The organism is Hominimerdicola alba, from assembly GCF_900109655.1.
Classification (GTDB): domain Bacteria; phylum Bacillota; class Clostridia; order Oscillospirales; family Ruminococcaceae; genus Hominimerdicola; species Hominimerdicola alba_B.
The window spans coordinates 129,683-148,088 of the sequence record NZ_FOAT01000002.1 but is presented as its reverse complement, the minus strand read 5'-3'; the positions used below and the strand labels follow the sequence as shown (position 1 = coordinate 148,088).

Genomic DNA, 18,406 nt, shown 5'->3' with positions numbered 1-18,406 from the left:
ACAATATTACATCTATCGGAGGAACAAATGAAAAAACTGCTTTTCGTATTCAACCCCTTTGCAGGTAAAGGTCAGATAAAGAACGAGCTTTTCAATATCGTTGATATCTTTACCAAAGAGGGCTTTGATGTTACGGTCTACCCTACCCAGTGTTCAGGGGACGGCGAGCGCAAGATAAGAGAAGATGCCCACAACTACGACCTTATACTGGCAAGCGGCGGCGACGGCACGCTTTCCGAAGCTGTAAGCGCACTTATCCCGCTGGATAAGAAAGTACCTCTGGGATATATCCCCACAGGCTCTACAAACGATGTTGGTATGTCTTTGGGGCTGCCAAACAAGCCCGTTGACTGTGCAAATGCCATCGCAAAGGGTGTATTCTTCGATTACGATATCGGTCTGTTCAATGGCAACAAGAATTTCGTATATGTGGCGGCGTTCGGCGCATTTACTGCGGTATCCTACGAAACTCCACAGGAGTACAAGAACCGCTTCGGTCATGTGGCTTATATTGTTGAGGCTCTGCGCCGAATCAACGAGATAAGAGGTTACGACCTCACTATCGAGCACGACGGCGAGGTAATCGAAGGCAGTTTTGCACTGGGTCTTATTTCCAATTCCCAGAGCATCGCAGGCATGAAGAATTTCATACAGGACGGCGTTTGCTATGATGACGGTCTGTTCGAGGTCTGCCTTATCAGAACGCCAAACAATGCCATCGAACTCAGTAGCATCCTTGCTGAGGCGGCTATTAACAAGCTGACAGGACCCAACTTTGTAACATTCAAAACATCTCACCTGAAAATAAAGAGCAAACAGCCTCTCGCATGGGCTCTCGACGGTGAATCCGGCGGTGTGCATGACGATGTGGATATACTGAACCTGAAACAAGCTATACGCCTGAAAATAGGCTTCAATGCCATAACCGCCGAGCAGGAATTCGTGCGCCTGCAAGCCCCCGCAGAACGTCTGCTGAAGCTGAGCGCCGAGGAATACTTCAAGACCCACGAGACAGAATCTCTTACCGATGAAGACAACTAATAAGATATAGTAAAAACCCGTCCGACAGGCAATATCCGTCGGACGGGTCTATTTTTTACTGGTTCATATTTGATTCTATCAAAGATATCTTGTCATAACTGCTGGACGATGCCGCACCAAGGGCGAAAAGCACATCTGTTGCACCGACCTCTTTCGCAAAATCAACGGAGTTGATATTGAAGAATCTGTTGTCGCAGAGGTAAATCTTCGAGAATGAGGATGTCAGGAAAGGCACAAGGGCGTTGCCGTAGCTGTCCTTGAATATCACAAGCACTCTGTCGTTGTCAACATCGGTATCGACTTCAAGTATAGTATCGTCTGTACCCACAAATACGGTATAGCTTGCGGAGATGTCGTTGTCCTCAAAGAACAGAGAACTTTGTACACCCTCGCCGAAATAGGTATCGTGAAAAAGCACGTTCAGTGAATCCAGATTTGCAGGCTTGTAGTAAGTGAAGGTATCTGGTGCGTCCTCAAGAGGATATATGCCGTTCACAGAGTAGAACGCGCCAAGATAGCCCTCGCGCTCAACTTTCTCATAAGTGTCCAGTGCTGAGAAATACACTCCTGCCTTTTCAGCGAACACCTTTGAAGCGTAGTAGGCTGCCAATGGCTGCCAGTGGTAGTCACTGCGGGAGTAGAGATACTCACCCTTGTGGTCTTCAAGTGTGGAATTTATTGGCACGCTCTTGCCCGAAGTCATCATGGAATACACCTCATCGGCACATTCTTTCTGGTCGGGGTAGCTGCCCCTGAGGTCGTCGGGGATATAGAATTCCTGCGAAGTGGGTATCATCATCAGGTAGGTATTTACACCGCTTCCCACGCTGTCAGCGTATACATCAACACAGTCCGCCAGATATCTGCCGTTCTCGGAGTTATAATAGTACTCCTCCATAGCGCGAACCTGCGATGTGCCTGAATTCGCCAGTATACAGCCGTTGAAGTACTCATAGGTACCCATTTCGGGCTCAGCAGTGGTAGTAACGGCTTTGGTGGTAGTCTCGGGGGCTTTTGTGGTAGTAGCCTTCGAGGTCTTTTTATCGTCCTTTTTCTTATCGTCAGCGGCGGATTCAGTAGATTCTTCGGGCTTTTCAGACTCAGCGCTGTCCTCATCTATTGTTGGCACAGCTTCGGTGGTCTTGGGCTTCGGGTCAACCACCATGTCCTTATTCTGCCCGATGGTATTTCCACAGCCCGCAAGCATCATCATGGCGGCTGAGCAGGCTGCAAATATCTTAATTTTCATTTATAACACGCTCCTAAAAAACATATTCATGACAAATTATAGTATATCACAGAACAGCCCCTGATGTCAATACCACAGTACGTCAGTTTTGCATAATTAACAAAATAAAAAAGCAGCCCGCGAAGGACTGCTTTTTGCATTAGTTGATATCAATAAAATTCTGTCCGTTATCCCTGTTATCAAATCTGATATCAGGATCCTGCTTATTGCCACCTGTCAGCAGTGTGCCTGTGATGTTGGAAAGTCCCGATATCAGCAGGCAAACGCCCATAAGTCTGAATGCAAAATCAACAGCTATTATAGGATTGATGACCAGCAGCAGACCAGCCAGTGTTGTCAGCACTGCGGAGACCATTGCTTTTGTCCAGCGTGTGCTGCTGTTCTTTCTCAGGTTCATAGCGCCCTGTATATTGGTTATGCCGCTTATCAGCATATAGGCACCGAACACGAAAGCTATAACTTTCGGGATAAAATCGGGTCTTACCATGACGAACACGCCTGCGACGATAAGTACCACTCCGCTTACAAGACCGCTTGCGTTATCGGGGTCGGTCTTGGTACGTATAAAGTACCTCATCAGTGCAACTGCGCCCATTGTAGTGATTATACCGCCAACTATAAGACCTACAACCCTTGTAAACAGATCGGGTCTGATTATCAGCGCCACACCCATCACGATGCAGAAAAGAGAAAGCACCGTAAAGTTGCCTAGTATTTTTTTCATTTTATTCATTGTTGTCCCTCTCCGTTGTTTTCGGTTTCTTTCTTCAGCTTTACCGCCTTTATGACTTTCATTCGCGAGAATTCCTCTCTGTCTTTTTCTTCCAGAGAATCCGCGATGAACTTCACAGTATCGGTATAGCGGGGGATTATGATATTCTGCAGCGCATTTGCTCTGCGCTGTGTTTTCTTTATTGCCACGGAAAGTCTGTAGATGCTGTTCTCAACTTCGGCGAGGGTCACTGTCAGCCTTTTAACTTTTTCAAAGGCTAGAAAAGCCCTGTCCAGCTGAGAATCAGTTCTTGCGAATCCATAGCAGACTTCACGGGGAGTTTCGTGGTAAATGACCTGCGGAAGCTCCACGCCCATAACACTTTTTGAGGAAAGCTCGATACCGTCCTCTATAGGCATACATTCGGCATAGGGGGTTATAACGCCCATTGACATATTCGCCAGTTTCAGCATCTCATAGGCTTCCTTATAGGTATCTTCGATGGAGCTTCTGAGTTCCTTGGCTTTTTCTACCAGCGTCATTATCTCGCGTATAAGGATATTTCTTTTCCTGTCGAGCAGTTCATAGCCCAGTGCCGCCAGCTGAAGATTTTTCTTAGTTGCTATCAGGTTACCTTTTGTCGGGAACACCTGCTGTACAGCCATTTGTTCCGCCCCCTTTCGTGGTGTCGTTTTTTATGACACAGATCTGTTTGTGTCATTATTTTTTTGAATTCTGTATTCTGTCCTAAATTTTGGCGGTCTTATCTGACCGTCTTATTTTTGGACGATTTTGGTTAGCCTTGCCGCCGCTGTCGGGTCGAGCCATTGGATACGTTGGGATGCGGTCGCATACGATCGGTTGCAGTTGTATCCGCTCCCTTTTGGATCTCAAACAAATGTTCCACGTGGAACATTTTGATTTTCATTCATGCTTGGAGTGCGGTGGACGGGTCGCCCCGCGTTATTTCACCTTAGTCCGACTACCCTTTTCGGCTCTTACTTGCTCTGCGTCTTGAATTTGCGCTCGGCTTCTTCATGGTTATAGAACTTATCCAGATGCTCGTCATCAACTCTGTCAAGCTCATTCCTCGGCAGTGTTGAAAGCAGTGCCCAACCAAGATCAAGAGTCTCTTCTATTGAACGGTTAGTCTCAAAGCCCTGATTGATGAAGTGCTCCTCGAAAAGCTCACCGAATTTAAGGTATGCCTTATCCGCCGCAGTAAGTTCTTCCTCACCGATAACGGAAGCCAGCGAACGCGCGTCCTGAACTTTTGCATAAGCCGCAAACAGCTGGTTAGCGCACATCTGGTGGTCTTCTCTGGTATAGCCCTCGCCTATGCCGTCTTTCATAAGTCTTGAAAGGCTGGGAAGTATGGCAACACCGGGGTATATGCCCGTAGCATCCAGGTTTCTGTCCAGAACTATCTGACCCTCGGTGATATATCCCGTAAGGTCGGGGACAGGGTGGGTGATATCGTCGTTAGGCATTGTGAGTATCGGTATCTGGGTAACAGAACCGTTAGCACCCTTAACGATGCCCGCTCTTTCATAGATGGAAGCAAGGTCGGAATAGAGGTATCCCGGATAGCCCTTTCTTCCGGGAATCTCGCCCTTTGAAGAGGAGAACTCACGCAGAGCTTCTGCATATGAAGTCATATCCGTCAGTATAACGAGGATATGCATATTCTTCTTGAACGCCAGATATTCAGCGCAGGTCAGTGCGCATCTGGGGGTAAGTATACGCTCGATTATAGGGTCATTCGACAGGTTGAGGAACATGGCAACTCTCTGGAGAACGCCTGTTTCTTCAAAGCTTCTGCGGAAGTAATCGGCAACGTCATTGGTAACGCCCATGGCGCCAAATACTACTGCGAAATCCTGACCTGCTTCGTCGGCTATCTTAGCCTGACGGACTATCTGCACAGCCAGTTTATTGTGAGAAAGACCCGAGCCCGAGAATATAGGCAGCTTCTGACCTCTGATAAGGGTCATGAGTGCGTCTATGGACGAAATACCTGTATTTATATAGTTTCTTGGGTACACTCTTGATACGGGGTTCAAAGGTTCGCCGTTGATATCGCGGTACTCCTCAGCAACTATCTCGCCGAGACCATCGATAGGCTTGCCTGCGCCGTTAAAGATACGTCCCAGCATTTCACCGCCCAGAGGGAGTTCCATAGGTCTGCCCTCAAAGCTTGTGGTAGTATTTTTCAGCGAGAGCCCCTTTGTGCCCTCAAATACCTGCAATACCGCCTTATCCTCGTATACCTCAACAACACGCGCCAGACGGTGAGTGCCGTTATCCAGCTCGATATCGGCTATCTCGTCATAGCTTACGTTCTTACATTTATCGAGAACGACCAGAGGTCCGTTTATCTCGCTGAGACCAATATATTTTATATTCAACTCAGACCACCTCCGCGTTCTTGTACCACTCGTTCATATCCCTCTCGTAGTCGTCAAACATTTCAAGCTTGTCATTGGGGATATCGTACTTTATCTTTATGAGCTTGTCAGCCCAGCCGTTGGACATTATCCTGTCGATGGCAACGCCCTCTGCGAGAGCATCTTTTGAAAGCTCGAAGAATCTGAGTATAGCCTTCATCATGCGGTACTGCTTTTCAAGAGGGACATAGGTATCGTCCTTATGGTAAGCATTCTGCTGAAGGAAGCCTACACGTACTACTCTTGCGACCTCAATAAGCAGCTTCTGGTCATCGGGGAGCACGTCTGTACCCATCAGCTTGACAATCTCCATCAGGCTGTTTTCCTCAACCAGTATATTTGATATCTGCTGTCTTACCTCCATAAAATCGGAGGCAACGTTATCACGGTAGTACGCTGAGAGGTCGTCGGTATACTCTGAATAGCTTGTATTCCAGTTGATGGCGGGATAGTGTCTTGCATAAGCCAGCGCCTTATCCAGCGCCCAGAAGCACCTTACGAAACGCTTGGTGTTCTGTGTAACAGGCTCGGAGAAATCCGAACCCTGAGGAGATACCGCACCTATTATGGTAACAGAGCCCTCTGCACCGTTCAGTGTCTTAACGTAGCCTGCTCTCTCGTAGAATTCTGATATACGCGAGGGCAGATATGCGGGGAAGCCTTCCTCAGCGGGCATTTCTTCCAAACGTCCCGATATCTCACGGAGAGCCTCAGCCCAACGGGAAGTGGAATCTGCCATTATAGCTATATGATAACCCATATCTCTGTAATATTCTGCCAGAGTGATACCTGTGTATATGGAAGCCTCTCTTGCCGCAACAGGCATATTCGAGGTATTTGCTATCATGGTTGTTCTGTCCGTCAGGGGACGCTGTGTCTTGGGGTCTATCAGCTCGCTGAATTCCTCAAGTACCTGTGTCATCTCGTTGCCGCGCTCACCGCAGCCTACGTATACGATGATATCCGCATCGCACCACTTAGCTATCTGGTGCTGGTTCATGGTCTTGCCTGTACCGAATCCGCCCGGGATAGCGGCAGTGCCGCCCTTAGCCACAGGTACTACGGTATCGATTATACGCTGACCTGTTATCAGCGGTCTCGACATAGGCATTCTCTCCGCACAGGGGCGGGGTGTTCTTATAGGCCATTTCTGGCAGAGGGTCAGTTCCTCTTCCCTGCCGTACTCATCGCGTATCCTGCATATAACGTCATTGACGGTATACTTGCCTGTCACAGCTGTCCATATTACCTCGCCGCCCTTTGAAAGAGGCGAAAGCATACACTTATGTGTGATTAGTGCAGTTTCGGGACAGGTAGCATATATCTGACCCGGGAGAAGCTTATCACCGCGCTTTACTTTAAATGTTACATCGAACTTTCGCTCGGTATCAAGCGCGGGGACGTTAGCGCCCTCAGATATGAACGCACCGCTTATCTCCTCCAGCTTTTTCAGAGGTCTTTCGATGCCGTCATACATATTATCAAGTATTCCGGGGCCGAGAGTTGCCGCCATAGGCGCACCCGTGCCGTAAACAGGTTCACCGGGTTTCAGTCCCGTGGTAGTCTCGTAGACCTGCAAAGTAGTTTCCTTGGCGCTTACGCGGATAACCTCGCCTATCAAGCGCTTCTCGCCCACAAAAACCATTTCCTGCATGGCAAAGCTCTTGGTATTGCGCACCGTAACGACAGGTCCGTTGACCGAATATATCTTATCCATTGTTTCCGTACTCATTTTATTCACGCCCTTTATGTGAACTCTACCAAAGCCCCGAGGGAGTTCGGTATATATGATGAATCACAGCGTATGACATACGATCATGTCATCTGCTGTATTACAGGTCAGTGCCGAGACCTGCCTTGCCTGCAAAGCCGCTCTTCTGTCTGTTGAACTCGTTATCGAAAGTGCAGTCCAGCGCCAGATTATCTTCGGGGAATACCACCATGAGTCCTCCCAGCAGTATACCTGCGCTCTCGGTGACAGTAAATCTGCCGCCGCAGGTAAGCGCGGGAGCGTACCTCATATCAGCCGCCGCTACACGTACCTCGCCCTTTTTATTGGGGTATACCGCAGCACACTCGGTAACGCGCCTTACAAGCAGCTTCTCATAATCAGCGCTCTGCCTGAAAGCTTCCAGCTTTTCCTTTACATTCGAGAACACTCTGTCTATGACTTCCTGTCTGGCGTTCAGCACATTCCTGCGCTGTGCCAGCCTGCCTGCGGATTCCGCTCTCTGTGCAGCCTCTTTCTGCTCCTTTTCAGCCTTAGCCCTGCTCTGCTTGACAAAATCTCTTGCCTCAGCTTCAGCCTCAGCCAGTACCTCGGCGCACTGTTCTTCGGTCTCCCTGATTATCTCAGCAGCTTTTTCGGCAGCTTCATCGAATACTGCCTGCTTGAATTTTTCCAGCTTTTGTGTCTGATCAGTCATTGTAATCCTCCAACGCTTTACAGCTTTATGCCCACAGCCTCAGCCAGATACTTGGATATCGTATCGGAGATATTCGCTGTGGCGTGTCTGTCGGGTATCTCAACAATAAGGGGAGTCGCACGGTTGAGCTTGTAGTCCATGACCTTATCGGGGCACTCTTTCAGCGCTTTTTCCGTCATCAGGACTATTCCAACGTCCTTCATTTCCATGGCTTCATCCAGTGCCTGTGCTACCTCTTTTTCACCGTGGACGACCTTGCCCTCGATACCTGCCAGCCTCATACCCATCTGGGTATCTATATTATCGCTGAGCAAATAGAATTTCATAGTATTAGCCGCCGATGCCCGAGATTATCAGCATGGAGATCAGCAGACCGTACAGAGCGATACCTTCACCCAGTACGACGAAGATCAGTGACTTAACGAAGTTCTTGGGATCCTCGGAAGTTGCACCGATAGCTGCGGGAGCACCCGAACCAACGGCGATACCTGAACCGATACAAGCAAGACCAACTGAAAGACCTGCTGCCAGATAACCGATACCTGCGCCTGTTGAGATAGCTTCCTTAACGGTAGTGCCTTCCTCAGCCGCAAAAGCGATAAGGTCGGTGAAAGGTATAATCATACCCACCAGCATTATACCTGCAAATGTACACAGATTTCCGATGAAAGCAGCCTTTGCAGACTTTTCACCTGTCTTTATCTTCTTAGCCATCAGCATAAAGGGTACTGTCAGAAGTACGACAGCTGCCAGCGGCAGCAACATTATTTTAAGCATATCTAAAACCTCCAAAATTAATTATCATATATTTACTTCGGTATCGAAGCTGACACTCAAAGGTTCAAACTCCTTGCCGTCGCTCTCATAGAAACGCGAGAATATCTCGTAGAATTCCAGACGTATGATCTGTATTGCCACGATCATACCTTCCATAGCCATAACGAACAGGTTGCCTATCACAAGTGTGAAGGGCTTTGCAGCCGCTGCAGACATATTCAGCAGTGTCATTACAACCAGCATCATACCTGCGTGGGAAAGTACGAAACCGCCTACTCTCAGGAATGACATGGTGTTTGAAACGTAGCTGAGGAGGAACTCAAACATCTCGAAGAAGTTCTCGACGATGAATCCGCCTACTGTCATATCCTCTTCGTCCTCGGAAAGCTTCCACTTCTTGTACTTTGCGGCTATCGCAAAGGGTACTCGGCAGAATATGCATATACCGGGTATCACCAGCAGCAGAGCAAATACTGCACCGCTTGCAAGCTCGATCTTCAGTATGAACTTGCTTACTACGTAAGTTACCAGCGAACCGTAGAAGATAAGTCCCGCGATTCCGTTGCAGCCGAATACTGCCTTTTCGTAGTTCTTTTCCCTGAAACCTATGTAGATGTTCAGCATCATGGATACCACTATCAGGAATATACCTATGCCCACCGCGGTAAGCAGTATGAAGGATGACTGTTCAAAGGCTTTCAGCGGCAGGAAATCTATCCCTAAGTTCTCGTACACCGGGTCGAGAAGTTCTTCAAATCCGAATACCGAACCGTACAGCGTACCGAAGATCATACTGGAAATACCGCATCTTGTAACGATGCCGCCTGCCTGTTTGTTGACCTTACCGCCTATTATCAGTCCTAAGATGAACAGCAGGAATCCCTGTCCCAAATCGCCGAACATTATGCCGAACAGCAATGTGTAGGTTATCGCCACGAATGCCGTGGGGTTGAATCCGTTGTACTTCGGCAGACCGTACATCTCAACAAGCATTGAGTAAGGTCTTGTGAACCAGCCGTTTTTCAGCACCGTAGGCGGAGTGCAGTATGCATCCGCATCAGGCGGCAGAAGAACTACTTCCACCTCTTCCATATCATCGAAGCTTTCGGAGAATTTATCCGCCTGCTTCTTGGGAACGAATCCCTTGACATAGAACTTTTCTTTAACAGCCCCGACCTTGCGGCGCAGTTCAAAGATATCGTAGCGCTTTTTCAGCTCGGTATAAGCCTCAAGTATAGTCTTGTCATGCTTTTCCGCGAGGACGGCTATCTCTTTATCAAGAGTTTCCATAGCTGCCTTTTTGACCTTTATCTGGTCGTTCAGCTTTGTGATGGCTTCATCTGTGTTACCCGATACATAATCGGGAATATGTATCCTCTCAAAGAACATTGAGCGGAAGATACTGTCCACCAGTTCCTTGTCGCCCTCGGCACAGAAGTACATACCCCAGCAGAAATCCTTTGTAGTCTCAAAAGGCACAAAGAAGAATGTCTGATCGTAGTACTGTAACTTTGCCAGATTATCCGCAGGCATACGGCCTATGCGGCAGGCAGTGTGCTTACAGGCAAATATCTTGCTGAAATCGCTGTTCATGCCCCTAAGATGATCTATCTGAAGCACAGCGCCCTCCAGCTCTGATACCTCTGTTGCGAGTTTTTGCTTCTCGCTGTTCTTTTCCTCTATCTCGCTGTCGATATTCTCGGAAAGTTCATTGAACTGTTCCGCTGTCCACCCATTGAACCTTGTACCCTTTGTCTCTGTCAGCTCGATGTCCATCTCAGTGGCAAGGGACGCAAATTCTTTCAGCGGCACACCGAAGGGATTCTTCTCATTCAGCAGCTTTACAGTAGAATTAGCTTCATTCTTGAAAGCCGGCTCGATATGGAAGCACCCGCTGTCGCAGCAGCGTATGAGAGTATCGTCAAGATCCTCAAACCTGCCGATGATATTGACAAGCGCCATTTTTTCAATCGCCATATTTAGGTGTTCGCACTCCTTTCATCGGGAAGATATCAAAGCGTTATCAGCTGTCCCTCAATGGCTGCAGCATCAACGCCGTATCTGATGCCCTCGATGATATGCACCAGATTGGAAACTTCTATATCGCAGAGGATAATGAAAGCATACAGCGCCACGGGAGCATTTGTGCTGCCCGTCAGGTAATGCCTCAGCCTTCTTATCTTCACGCTGTTTATCTCCACCTCGATATTATCGGTATCGGGGGAGTTTTTCCCGTAAATGGTATGATTTACCATGTCCATCATGGTCTCACTGTCGGCTGCTTCATACAGCCTTTCCATATTCTTTTTTCCTATGCCGTAGTATTTCAGCGATCTCCGCTTTATCTCATCGGGGGAATACCCGAAGTAAGACTTCATACGGTAGGCATTTATTATATTTCGGCAGTCTATCTCGCGGAGTATGATAGTTTTCAGTTCCTCCGAAACGCTTCCCGAAAACTCCTTTTCTGCCTGTTCAAGAAGCTCCGCATAATAAGCTGTCCTCAGCCTGAACTCGCACTCGGTATAGTCGGCTCTGCCGTCCTCGCGGACAGGTATCTTTTTCAGCACCTTGCCGTAGCGCGTACCCTTTAGTCCCGCCACCAGATCTTCATAGGTCTGTGAAAGGCTGAGTTCCATAACGGGTATGGTCAGGTACTTTATAAGATATCCCGGCAGGTCTGATAGATAAGTCCTGTCCAGCGACGAGTTTATGCGGTTTATGATAGAAAGTATGCAGTCTATCTCGCTGCGTCTTATAAGAAACCCGAAAAACGGCTGTTTATCAAGCCCCTGAAATTTGCACAGTCTTATATAAGTCTCAAAGTTCTCCCTGTACAGCAGTTCTTCAAGAAAACCGCGGTGTATTGTATTAGGATCAACTTCCGCGAAAGCATCCCTGAAACGTGCCGACCGCGAGATGTATTCCGCCGCTTCGGGCACAGTCCTCAGCGCCGCCAGTTCCCGATAATCCTCCTGCGTAAAAAGCTGAGCGTATTTCGCTCTTATCTTAGCAGTGGTGGCATTTGAACTGTAATTCTCCAACATATCGGGCATCTCCTTTCAGCCGCAGGGTCATCAGCCTGTTATCGCGGCGAATATATCATTTTCCCAGTCCTCATGTTTCAGCTCATAAGCCGCAACAAGGGCATCGAGCTGATCTTTTTCGCTTTGCCTCAGCTCATTCTCGCAGTTGCTCATATCCTCTTCGGAGATGAGAAATGCGCGGTAGAGATCTGCTTCGGACTCGGCATTCTCGTGTATACGCTCGACTTTTTTCTCACATTCTTTCAGCATCTCGCTGCGTTTCTGCATAGCCTGTTCAAGCTTTTCCTCGGCAAGTCTGTCTGTTTCCAGTATCTCACTGATTATATCCAAACTGCTCACTCCTTTCGGCAGTTTATACTAAACGGTATGGATATCGATACCCATATGCCGTCCACTATAATGACCCATGGTCATATGTTTAGAAATACATTATCATTTTACAACTTTTTATCATAAAATTCAAGTCAGCCATATTCTTTTCCACAAATTTAACAATAGTTGAAGAGCCCCTAACTCAATTTCGTTTATTATAACCATAACCTGCACTCAAAACACCCTCTGACCGCCTGTATCCGCGTGAAATATCACCTGTTCAGGCGTTTTTTATTTAAAAAGTATGCTTGACAAATTTGCAAAAACGTGGTATAGTTGTATTTGTTGCGAATACACTTGTTTGTCGGAGGTGAACTTTCCGTGGCTGATAACGAGTCGGGTCTGGTCATAGTAAGTGCAGATGTACTGCCAGATATCGTACTGAAAGTGCTTGCCGCAAAACGTATGCGGGCAAGGGGCGAGGTATCCACCTCTACCGAGGCTTGCAGGGCAGTGGGCATATCAAGGAGCGCTTACTACAAATACAAGGACTCTGTTTTTAATTATGAGGAACGTCTCACCAACAACATCGTTTCCGTCTACTGCACACTGCGTGACGAAAAGGGCGTGCTTTCCTCAATAATATCGAAACTTTACGAGCTGGGGACCAATATACTGACCATAAACCAGAATATCCCCGTGGATTCCGTGGCAACGGTAACGTTCTCCGTAAGGTTCGACAGGGACGCGCTGAACACCCAGAAGCTCACCGAGGAGCTTTCCAAGGTATCGGGTGTGGTTGAAGCGAAGATAATCTCGGGCGAGTGAGTTCGGTCTGAACAGACATAATAATAATTTAGGAAGAGGATAATTATGAGTAAGAATGTAGCGGTGATAGGATACGGTGTAGTTGGCTCGGGTACTGTCGAGCTGTTTATGAAGAACAGGGAAGCCATCAGCAAGAAGATCGGCAGAGACTGCGATATCAAGTATGTTCTCGATCTCAGGGATTTCCCCGAATCTCCTTTTGCCGATATGATAATCCACGATTTTGATACAATACTCAACGATGATGAGATAGAGGTAGTTGCCGAGGTTGTAGGCGGTACCACATTCGCATACGAGTACACCAAGAAGCTCCTTGCAAAGGGCAAGAGCGTGGTAACTTCCAACAAGGCTCTTGTTGCGGCTTACGGCGCTGAGCTTCTTCAGCTTGCACAGGATAACGGCTGCAGCTATCTGTTTGAAGCAAGCGTAGGCGGCGGCATACCGATAATCAGACCCCTGAACAAGTGCCTGGCAGGTAACGATATCCAGCAGGTATCGGGTATCCTTAACGGTACTACCAACTTTATACTGACCAAGATGATAAAGGATCAGATGAGCTTTGATGACGCTCTGAAATTGGCTCAGCAGCTGGGCTATGCCGAGGCTGACCCCACTGCCGATGTTGAGGGCGAGGATGCTTGCAGAAAGATCTGCATACTGGGTTCACTGGTATACGGCAAGCACATCTATCCCGAGATGGTACACAAGTCCGGTATCACAAGGATCACTCTGGACGATGTTGAGTACGCTGACAACGCAGGCTATGTTATCAAGCTGATAGCTTCCGTAAAGAGACTTGAAGACGGCAGTCTCAGCGCTATCGTTTGCCCCAGACTCGTTCCCAAGAGCAATATGCTGGCAAGCGTTGACGATGTATACAACGCAGTAAGCGTTACAGGCGACGGCGTAGGCGATGTACTGTTCTACGGTCAGGGCGCAGGCAAACTGCCTACCGCTTCCGCAGTTGTAGGCGATATCATCGACTGCCTGAGACACCACGGCAGAGCTCTCGGCATCCACTGGGAGGAATCCAGAAAAGACGAGAAGTTCGTTGTTCGCTACAAGGACACCAACTGCTCCATGTATGTTCGTCTTAAGGGCGACGATGTTCAGGCTCTCAAGCCTTCCATCTCCGAGATGTTCGGCAAGCTGATGTACATTGAGCGTGCAAACCGTCCCGATGATGAACTTGCATTCATCACACCCAATATGGTCGAGAGCGATATCGATGCTAACCTGGCTATCCTTTCTCACTCTGCTGAGATAGCAAGCAAGATTAGAATGTTCTGATAAGGCTGTGTCACAACATTGGGCTGACTTTTTTAAACGGATATAACAGGCTGTTCTCCTCCCCCGCTACAGGCGTGGGAGGAGAATTATGCATAATAAAAGCCGTGAAACGATCATTCGCTTCACGGCTTTTGCTATTTTTTGTCCTGCTCAATTTTTTTGCACGCCCGCCTTATAAGCAGTCCCGAAAAAATCATCAGCCCGCCGAACACTATCAGCCCGATTCCGCCCGATATCCTGTCAGCTGATGTGCCCTCCACATAATAGCGGCTGTGATCATTGGGGTCATAGAACACCTTGACATCCTGACCCTCTTTGTAGCCGCCCTGTTTGAGAACTATCTCTTTTTTGGGGAATATGCTGTCGTACACTTCTATATATGTTGTAATTTTCCTGTGCTTTCGTCTGCCTTTTACCTCTACCCTGACGACCTCGCCCTCGGCATATGCGGTGCAGTTTTTTTTGAGATCGTGATCCTCAACGAGCAGCCCCACACCGCCTGCTATAAAAGCCCCGATCACAAGTATGATACAAATAACTGTCAGAACTGTTTTGTCCGAAGACTCTTTTTCGGCTTTTTGATTTCTGTTTTTCTTGTTTTTCCTGCTTGCCAATGCTGTCACCTCACAATTTGCTTGGTATATTATACCACCCAAAGCCACGCAAGTCAAGCATATTTGACAGCGCTGCAAAATCGTGGTATAATCAAGCAGATAACATTTGAGAGGAAGATTTCATGGAATACACCGACTTTACTTTTGAATCCCTTGGGGACGGGATCGAGATATGCATATCAGATGAGCACCGTTTCGGTACGGACGCTTTTCTGCTGGCGGATTTTGCTCAGGCAAGGCACAAGGATGTCTGCGCCGACTTCTGCACGGGCAGCGGGATAATCGCACTTCTGCTGCACAAGAATTACAAGCCGAAGCTGACCTACGCTCTGGAGATCCAGGAGAAAGCCCACGAGCAGCTGAAAGTTTCGCTTAAAAAGTCGGAGATAGATGATATAGTCCCTGTGCTGGGCGACCTTAAAGACTGGCGCGCGGACAAGCCCATCGACCTTATAACCTGCAATCCGCCTTACAAGATAAACAACACGGGCGAAAAGAACGACAGCGAAGCGGTGTCCATCGCACGTCACGAGATGCTCTGCACCGTTGAGGACGTTTGCAAAGCGGCTAAGAAGAATCTTCGCTACGGCGGCAGGCTCTGCATATGCAACCGCCCCGAAAGGCTCTGCGATATCATGACAGCCATGCGCTCCAACGGCATTGAGCCCAAGCGTCTGCGGACGGTACACAAAAATCCCGACTGCGCACCGTGGCTGATACTCGTTGAGGGCCGTATGGGCGGTAATAATTTTATACAAATCGAAAAACCGCTCTATGTGCGCTCCGCAGACGGCGGACTATCACCCGAGATGAACAGGATATATCATCTTGATGGTACCAACTGATATAAAAACGCAAAGGCACTTCTGTCAACGTTGACAGAAGTGCCTGAATTATTTATACTGTTTTACAGCGCTGAGATCAACCCTTGTACTCAGTACCGTAGTAGCAAGCCTTGTAGATCTCCTTCAGCTCTTCGATGAGAGGATATCTGGGGTTAGCGCCTGTGCACTGATCGTCGAATGCGTCCTCGGACATCTGATCCAGTGTTGCAAGGAAGTCTTCCTCACTGATACCGTACTCAGCTATGGTCTTCTTGCAGCCTACGCGCTCTTTCAGCTCTTCAACCTTATCGCAGAGCATCTTGAAGCAAGCCTTGTCGTCCTTTCCGAACAGACCCAGTGAGCGAGCTACTTCAGCGTACTTTTCAAGTGCATGAGGATACTCATACTGCGAGAATGTACCCATCTTGGTGGGAACAGGGTTAGCATTGAACTTCATGACATTGGTTATCACCAGTGCGCAGCAGATGCCGTGAGGCAGGTGATGATATGCACCCAGCTTGTGTGCGAGGGAGTGACCTATGCCCAGGAAAGCATTTGCGAATGCCATACCTGCCATAGTAGCAGCGTGAGCCATCTTCTCTCTTGCCTTGTATGCTGTCTGACCGTTGTCAACGCACTCAGGCAGATACTCAAATGTAGTCTTCAGGGACTGCAGAGCGATGCCGTCAGTGAAATCGGTAGCCATGATAGAAGCCAGAGCTTCAAGGTCGTGTACCATGCAGTCAAGACCGGAAGCAGCAGTCAGACCCTTAGGTGCGCTCATCATCAGGTCGGTATCAACGATAGCCATGTTAGGCAACAGAGCATAGTCTGCCAGAGGATACTTATGACCTGTCTTTTCATCAGTGATAACTGCGAAAGGTGTAACCTCGGAACCTGTACCGGAAGAAGTAGGTATGCAGATGAAGTAAGCCTTTTCGCCCATCTTCGGGAAGGTGTAAACTCTCTTACGAATATCTATGAAACGCATAGCCATATCCATGAAGTCAGCCTCGGGGTGCTCGTACAGTACCCACATAATCTTTGCAGCGTCCATTGCGGAACCGCCGCCGATAGCGATGATGGTATCGGGCTCAAAAGCACGGATAGCCTTTACGCCTTCAAGTGCGCAGCCCAGTGAGGGATCGGGAGCAACATCGAAGAATACATTGTGTGCTATGCCCATCTGATCCAGCTTATCGGTGATAGGCTTGGTATAGCCGTTCTTGTACAGGAACTGGTCTGTAACGATGAAAGCCTTTTTCTTGCCCATTACGTTCTTCAGTTCATCAAGGGCAACAGGCAGACAGCCCTTCTTGAAGTATACCTTTTCGGGCGCTCTGAACCACAGCATATTCTCTCTCCTCTCCACAACTGTCTTAACGTTAAGCAGGTGCTTTACACCAACGTTCTCGCTGACGGAGTTTCCGCCCCAAGAGCCGCAGCCCAGTGTCAGCGAAGGTGCAAAATTGAAGTTGTAGAGGTCGCCGATGCCGCCCAGAGAGGAAGGTGTATTCACGATAAGACGGCTTGTTTTCAGTCTTTCAGCGAATTTCAGCAGCTTCTCGCGCTCGTTTACATTATCTATCCACAGTACCGAGGTATGACCAAGTCCGCCGTTGTTTTCAAGCAGGGTCTCAGCCTTGTTCAGTGCGTCATCAAAATCATCAGCCTTGTACATACCGAGAACGGTGGTCAGCTTCTCATGACCGAAAGCCTCTTCACGGTCGGTGCTTGTTGCTTCGCCTATCAGTACCTTAACGTCATCAGGCACTTCAAAACCGCAGAGCTTAGCGATATTAACAGGTCTCTGACCAACTATCTTCGCATTAAGGCTGCCGTTGATTATCATGGTATTTCTTACCTTGTCAGCTTCCTCATTGTTCAGGAAATAGCAGCCGCGAGCTTTCAACTCAGCCTTAACTTCCTTGTAGATCTTCTTGTCAACGATAAGGGTCTGCTCGGTAGCGCATATCATACCGTTATCGAAGGTCTTGGAGTGTATTATGGAGCTTACTGCTACCTTGATATCAGCAGAAGCATCGATTATAGCGGAAGCATTGCCCGCGCCGACACCCAGTGCAGGTGTGCCCGAAGAATAAGCGCTCTTTACCATTCCGGGGCCGCCTGTTGCAAGTATCAGGTCGGAATCTCTCATTATCTGGTTTGTCATATCCAGTGAAGGTACATCTATCCAGCCGATGATGTTCTCGGGTGCGCCCGCAGCAACAGCAGCTTCAAGAACTATCTTTGCAGCTGCGATGGTGCAGTTCTTTGCACGGGGGTGAGGGCTGATGATGATACCATTTCTGGTCTTCAGCGAGATAAGTGTTTTGAATATTGCGGTAGATGTGGGGTTAGTGGTAGGTATTACCGCAGCGATAAGACCGATAGGTTCATACAGCTTTGTTGTGCCGTAAGCTTCGTTAGTCTCAAAAACACCGCAGGTCTGTACATTCTTGTAAGCATTGTAAATGTGCTCGGACGCATAGTTGTTCTTGATGACCTTGTCTTCAACTATGCCCATGCCTGTTTCTTCAACAGCCATTTTAGCGAGAGGCAGACGTGCCTTGTTGGCAGCCAGCGCAGCAGCCTTGAATATCTTGTCGACCTGTTCCTGAGTATAGGTCGCAAATTTAGCCTGCGCAGCTCTGACTTCCTTTATCTTGGCAGATAGTGCTTCTACGCTGTCCACGAAAATAGGTTCGTTCTTTTTAGCAGTAGTTTTAGCCATTATAGTATCCTCCAAACATTATCAGGTTGAATCTTCATACCAAAACAAGTAATCTCGGGTCATTCCGACCCCGATCTCCTTTTATCATAATCCTATTATACCAGT

17 protein-coding genes are annotated in these 18,406 nt (G+C 48.2%); 4 read left to right on the top strand and 13 right to left on the bottom strand.

The features are described 5' to 3' along the window. Positions 1–27 precede the first annotated feature (27 nt). A complete protein-coding gene (locus BMY75_RS02745; protein WP_074829368.1) occupies positions 28–1,041 on the top strand; it encodes a diacylglycerol/lipid kinase family protein in 1,014 nt (337 codons plus the stop codon). A gap of 55 nt (positions 1,042–1,096) precedes the next feature. Here the strand turns inward: BMY75_RS02745 and BMY75_RS02740 are convergent, their stop codons facing one another. The 11 genes from BMY75_RS02740 to BMY75_RS02690 all read right to left on the bottom strand — a co-directional run bounded on the left by BMY75_RS02740 (position 1,097) and on the right by BMY75_RS02690 (position 12,029). Next, on the bottom strand, positions 1,097–2,290 hold the full coding sequence (locus BMY75_RS02740; RefSeq protein WP_074829365.1) for a DHHW family protein: 1,194 nt from the start codon (positions 2,288–2,290) through the stop codon (positions 1,097–1,099). A gap of 139 nt (positions 2,291–2,429) precedes the next feature. After that, positions 2,430–3,023, bottom strand: coding sequence for an HdeD family acid-resistance protein (locus tag BMY75_RS02735; protein ID WP_074829362.1), 594 nt, complete (start codon positions 3,021–3,023; stop codon positions 2,430–2,432). Continuing rightward, positions 3,020–3,667 (bottom strand): V-type ATP synthase subunit D, encoded by a 648-nt coding sequence (locus BMY75_RS02730; protein WP_074829359.1) that lies wholly within the window; start codon positions 3,665–3,667, stop codon positions 3,020–3,022. Before BMY75_RS02730 ends, BMY75_RS02735 begins: the two co-directional genes overlap by 4 nt. A gap of 333 nt (positions 3,668–4,000) precedes the next feature. Continuing rightward, the gene (locus BMY75_RS02725; RefSeq protein ID WP_074829356.1) at positions 4,001–5,410 is read right to left on the bottom strand and encodes a V-type ATP synthase subunit B; all 1,410 of its coding nucleotides are present in this window, start codon (positions 5,408–5,410) and stop codon (positions 4,001–4,003) included. Between the two features lies 1 nt (position 5,411). Further along, positions 5,412–7,166 carry a V-type ATP synthase subunit A gene (locus BMY75_RS02720; protein WP_074829353.1) on the bottom strand — a complete coding sequence of 585 codons (1,755 nt, stop codon included), beginning with the start codon at positions 7,164–7,166 and terminating at the stop codon, positions 5,412–5,414. A 115-nt stretch (positions 7,167–7,281) separates the two neighbouring features. Further along, complete coding sequence (locus tag BMY75_RS02715) at positions 7,282–7,875, bottom strand: V-type ATP synthase subunit E (RefSeq protein ID WP_074829349.1); 594 nt, start codon at positions 7,873–7,875, stop codon at positions 7,282–7,284. 17 nt (positions 7,876–7,892) lie between these two features. Further along, positions 7,893–8,201, bottom strand: a complete 309-nt coding sequence (locus BMY75_RS02710) for a V-type ATP synthase subunit F (protein WP_024858292.1) — start codon at positions 8,199–8,201, stop codon at positions 7,893–7,895. Between the two features lie 4 nt (positions 8,202–8,205). Beyond that, entirely contained in the window at positions 8,206–8,652 is a 447-nt protein-coding gene (locus BMY75_RS02705; protein WP_074829346.1) for an ATP synthase subunit C, read from the bottom strand. A gap of 24 nt (positions 8,653–8,676) precedes the next feature. Next, positions 8,677–10,629, bottom strand: coding sequence for a V-type ATP synthase subunit I (locus BMY75_RS02700; protein ID WP_074829343.1), 1,953 nt, complete (start codon positions 10,627–10,629; stop codon positions 8,677–8,679). A 35-nt stretch (positions 10,630–10,664) separates the two neighbouring features. Next, positions 10,665–11,699: a V-type ATPase subunit gene (locus tag BMY75_RS02695; RefSeq protein ID WP_074829340.1), complete on the bottom strand. Its 1,035-nt coding sequence runs from the start codon at positions 11,697–11,699 to the stop codon at positions 10,665–10,667. 30 nt (positions 11,700–11,729) lie between these two features. After that, positions 11,730–12,029: a hypothetical protein gene (locus BMY75_RS02690; protein WP_074829338.1), complete on the bottom strand. Its 300-nt coding sequence runs from the start codon at positions 12,027–12,029 to the stop codon at positions 11,730–11,732. Positions 12,030–12,392: 363 nt separating this feature from the next. On the opposite strand from BMY75_RS02690, the gene BMY75_RS02685 reads away from it, so the two are divergent. Together BMY75_RS02685 and BMY75_RS02680 are read left to right on the top strand one after the other, a co-directional pair. Continuing rightward, on the top strand, positions 12,393–12,839 hold the full coding sequence (locus BMY75_RS02685; RefSeq protein ID WP_024858287.1) for an ACT domain-containing protein: 447 nt from the start codon (positions 12,393–12,395) through the stop codon (positions 12,837–12,839). A gap of 45 nt (positions 12,840–12,884) precedes the next feature. After that, on the top strand, positions 12,885–14,129 hold the full coding sequence (locus BMY75_RS02680; protein ID WP_074829335.1) for a homoserine dehydrogenase: 1,245 nt from the start codon (positions 12,885–12,887) through the stop codon (positions 14,127–14,129). A gap of 134 nt (positions 14,130–14,263) precedes the next feature. Here the strand turns inward: BMY75_RS02680 and BMY75_RS02675 are convergent, their stop codons facing one another. Continuing rightward, the gene (locus BMY75_RS02675) at positions 14,264–14,743 is read right to left on the bottom strand and encodes a DUF3592 domain-containing protein (RefSeq protein ID WP_074829332.1); all 480 of its coding nucleotides are present in this window, start codon (positions 14,741–14,743) and stop codon (positions 14,264–14,266) included. A 122-nt stretch (positions 14,744–14,865) separates the two neighbouring features. Between BMY75_RS02675 and BMY75_RS02670 the strand changes: the two genes are divergently transcribed. Next, positions 14,866–15,588 (top strand): tRNA1(Val) (adenine(37)-N6)-methyltransferase, encoded by a 723-nt coding sequence (locus tag BMY75_RS02670; RefSeq protein ID WP_074829329.1) that lies wholly within the window; start codon positions 14,866–14,868, stop codon positions 15,586–15,588. A gap of 76 nt (positions 15,589–15,664) precedes the next feature. Here BMY75_RS02670 and adhE read toward each other — a convergent pair whose 3' ends face one another. Further along, positions 15,665–18,301 (bottom strand): bifunctional acetaldehyde-CoA/alcohol dehydrogenase, encoded by a 2,637-nt coding sequence (adhE, locus tag BMY75_RS02665; RefSeq protein ID WP_074829327.1) that lies wholly within the window; start codon positions 18,299–18,301, stop codon positions 15,665–15,667. Positions 18,302–18,406 lie beyond the last annotated feature (105 nt).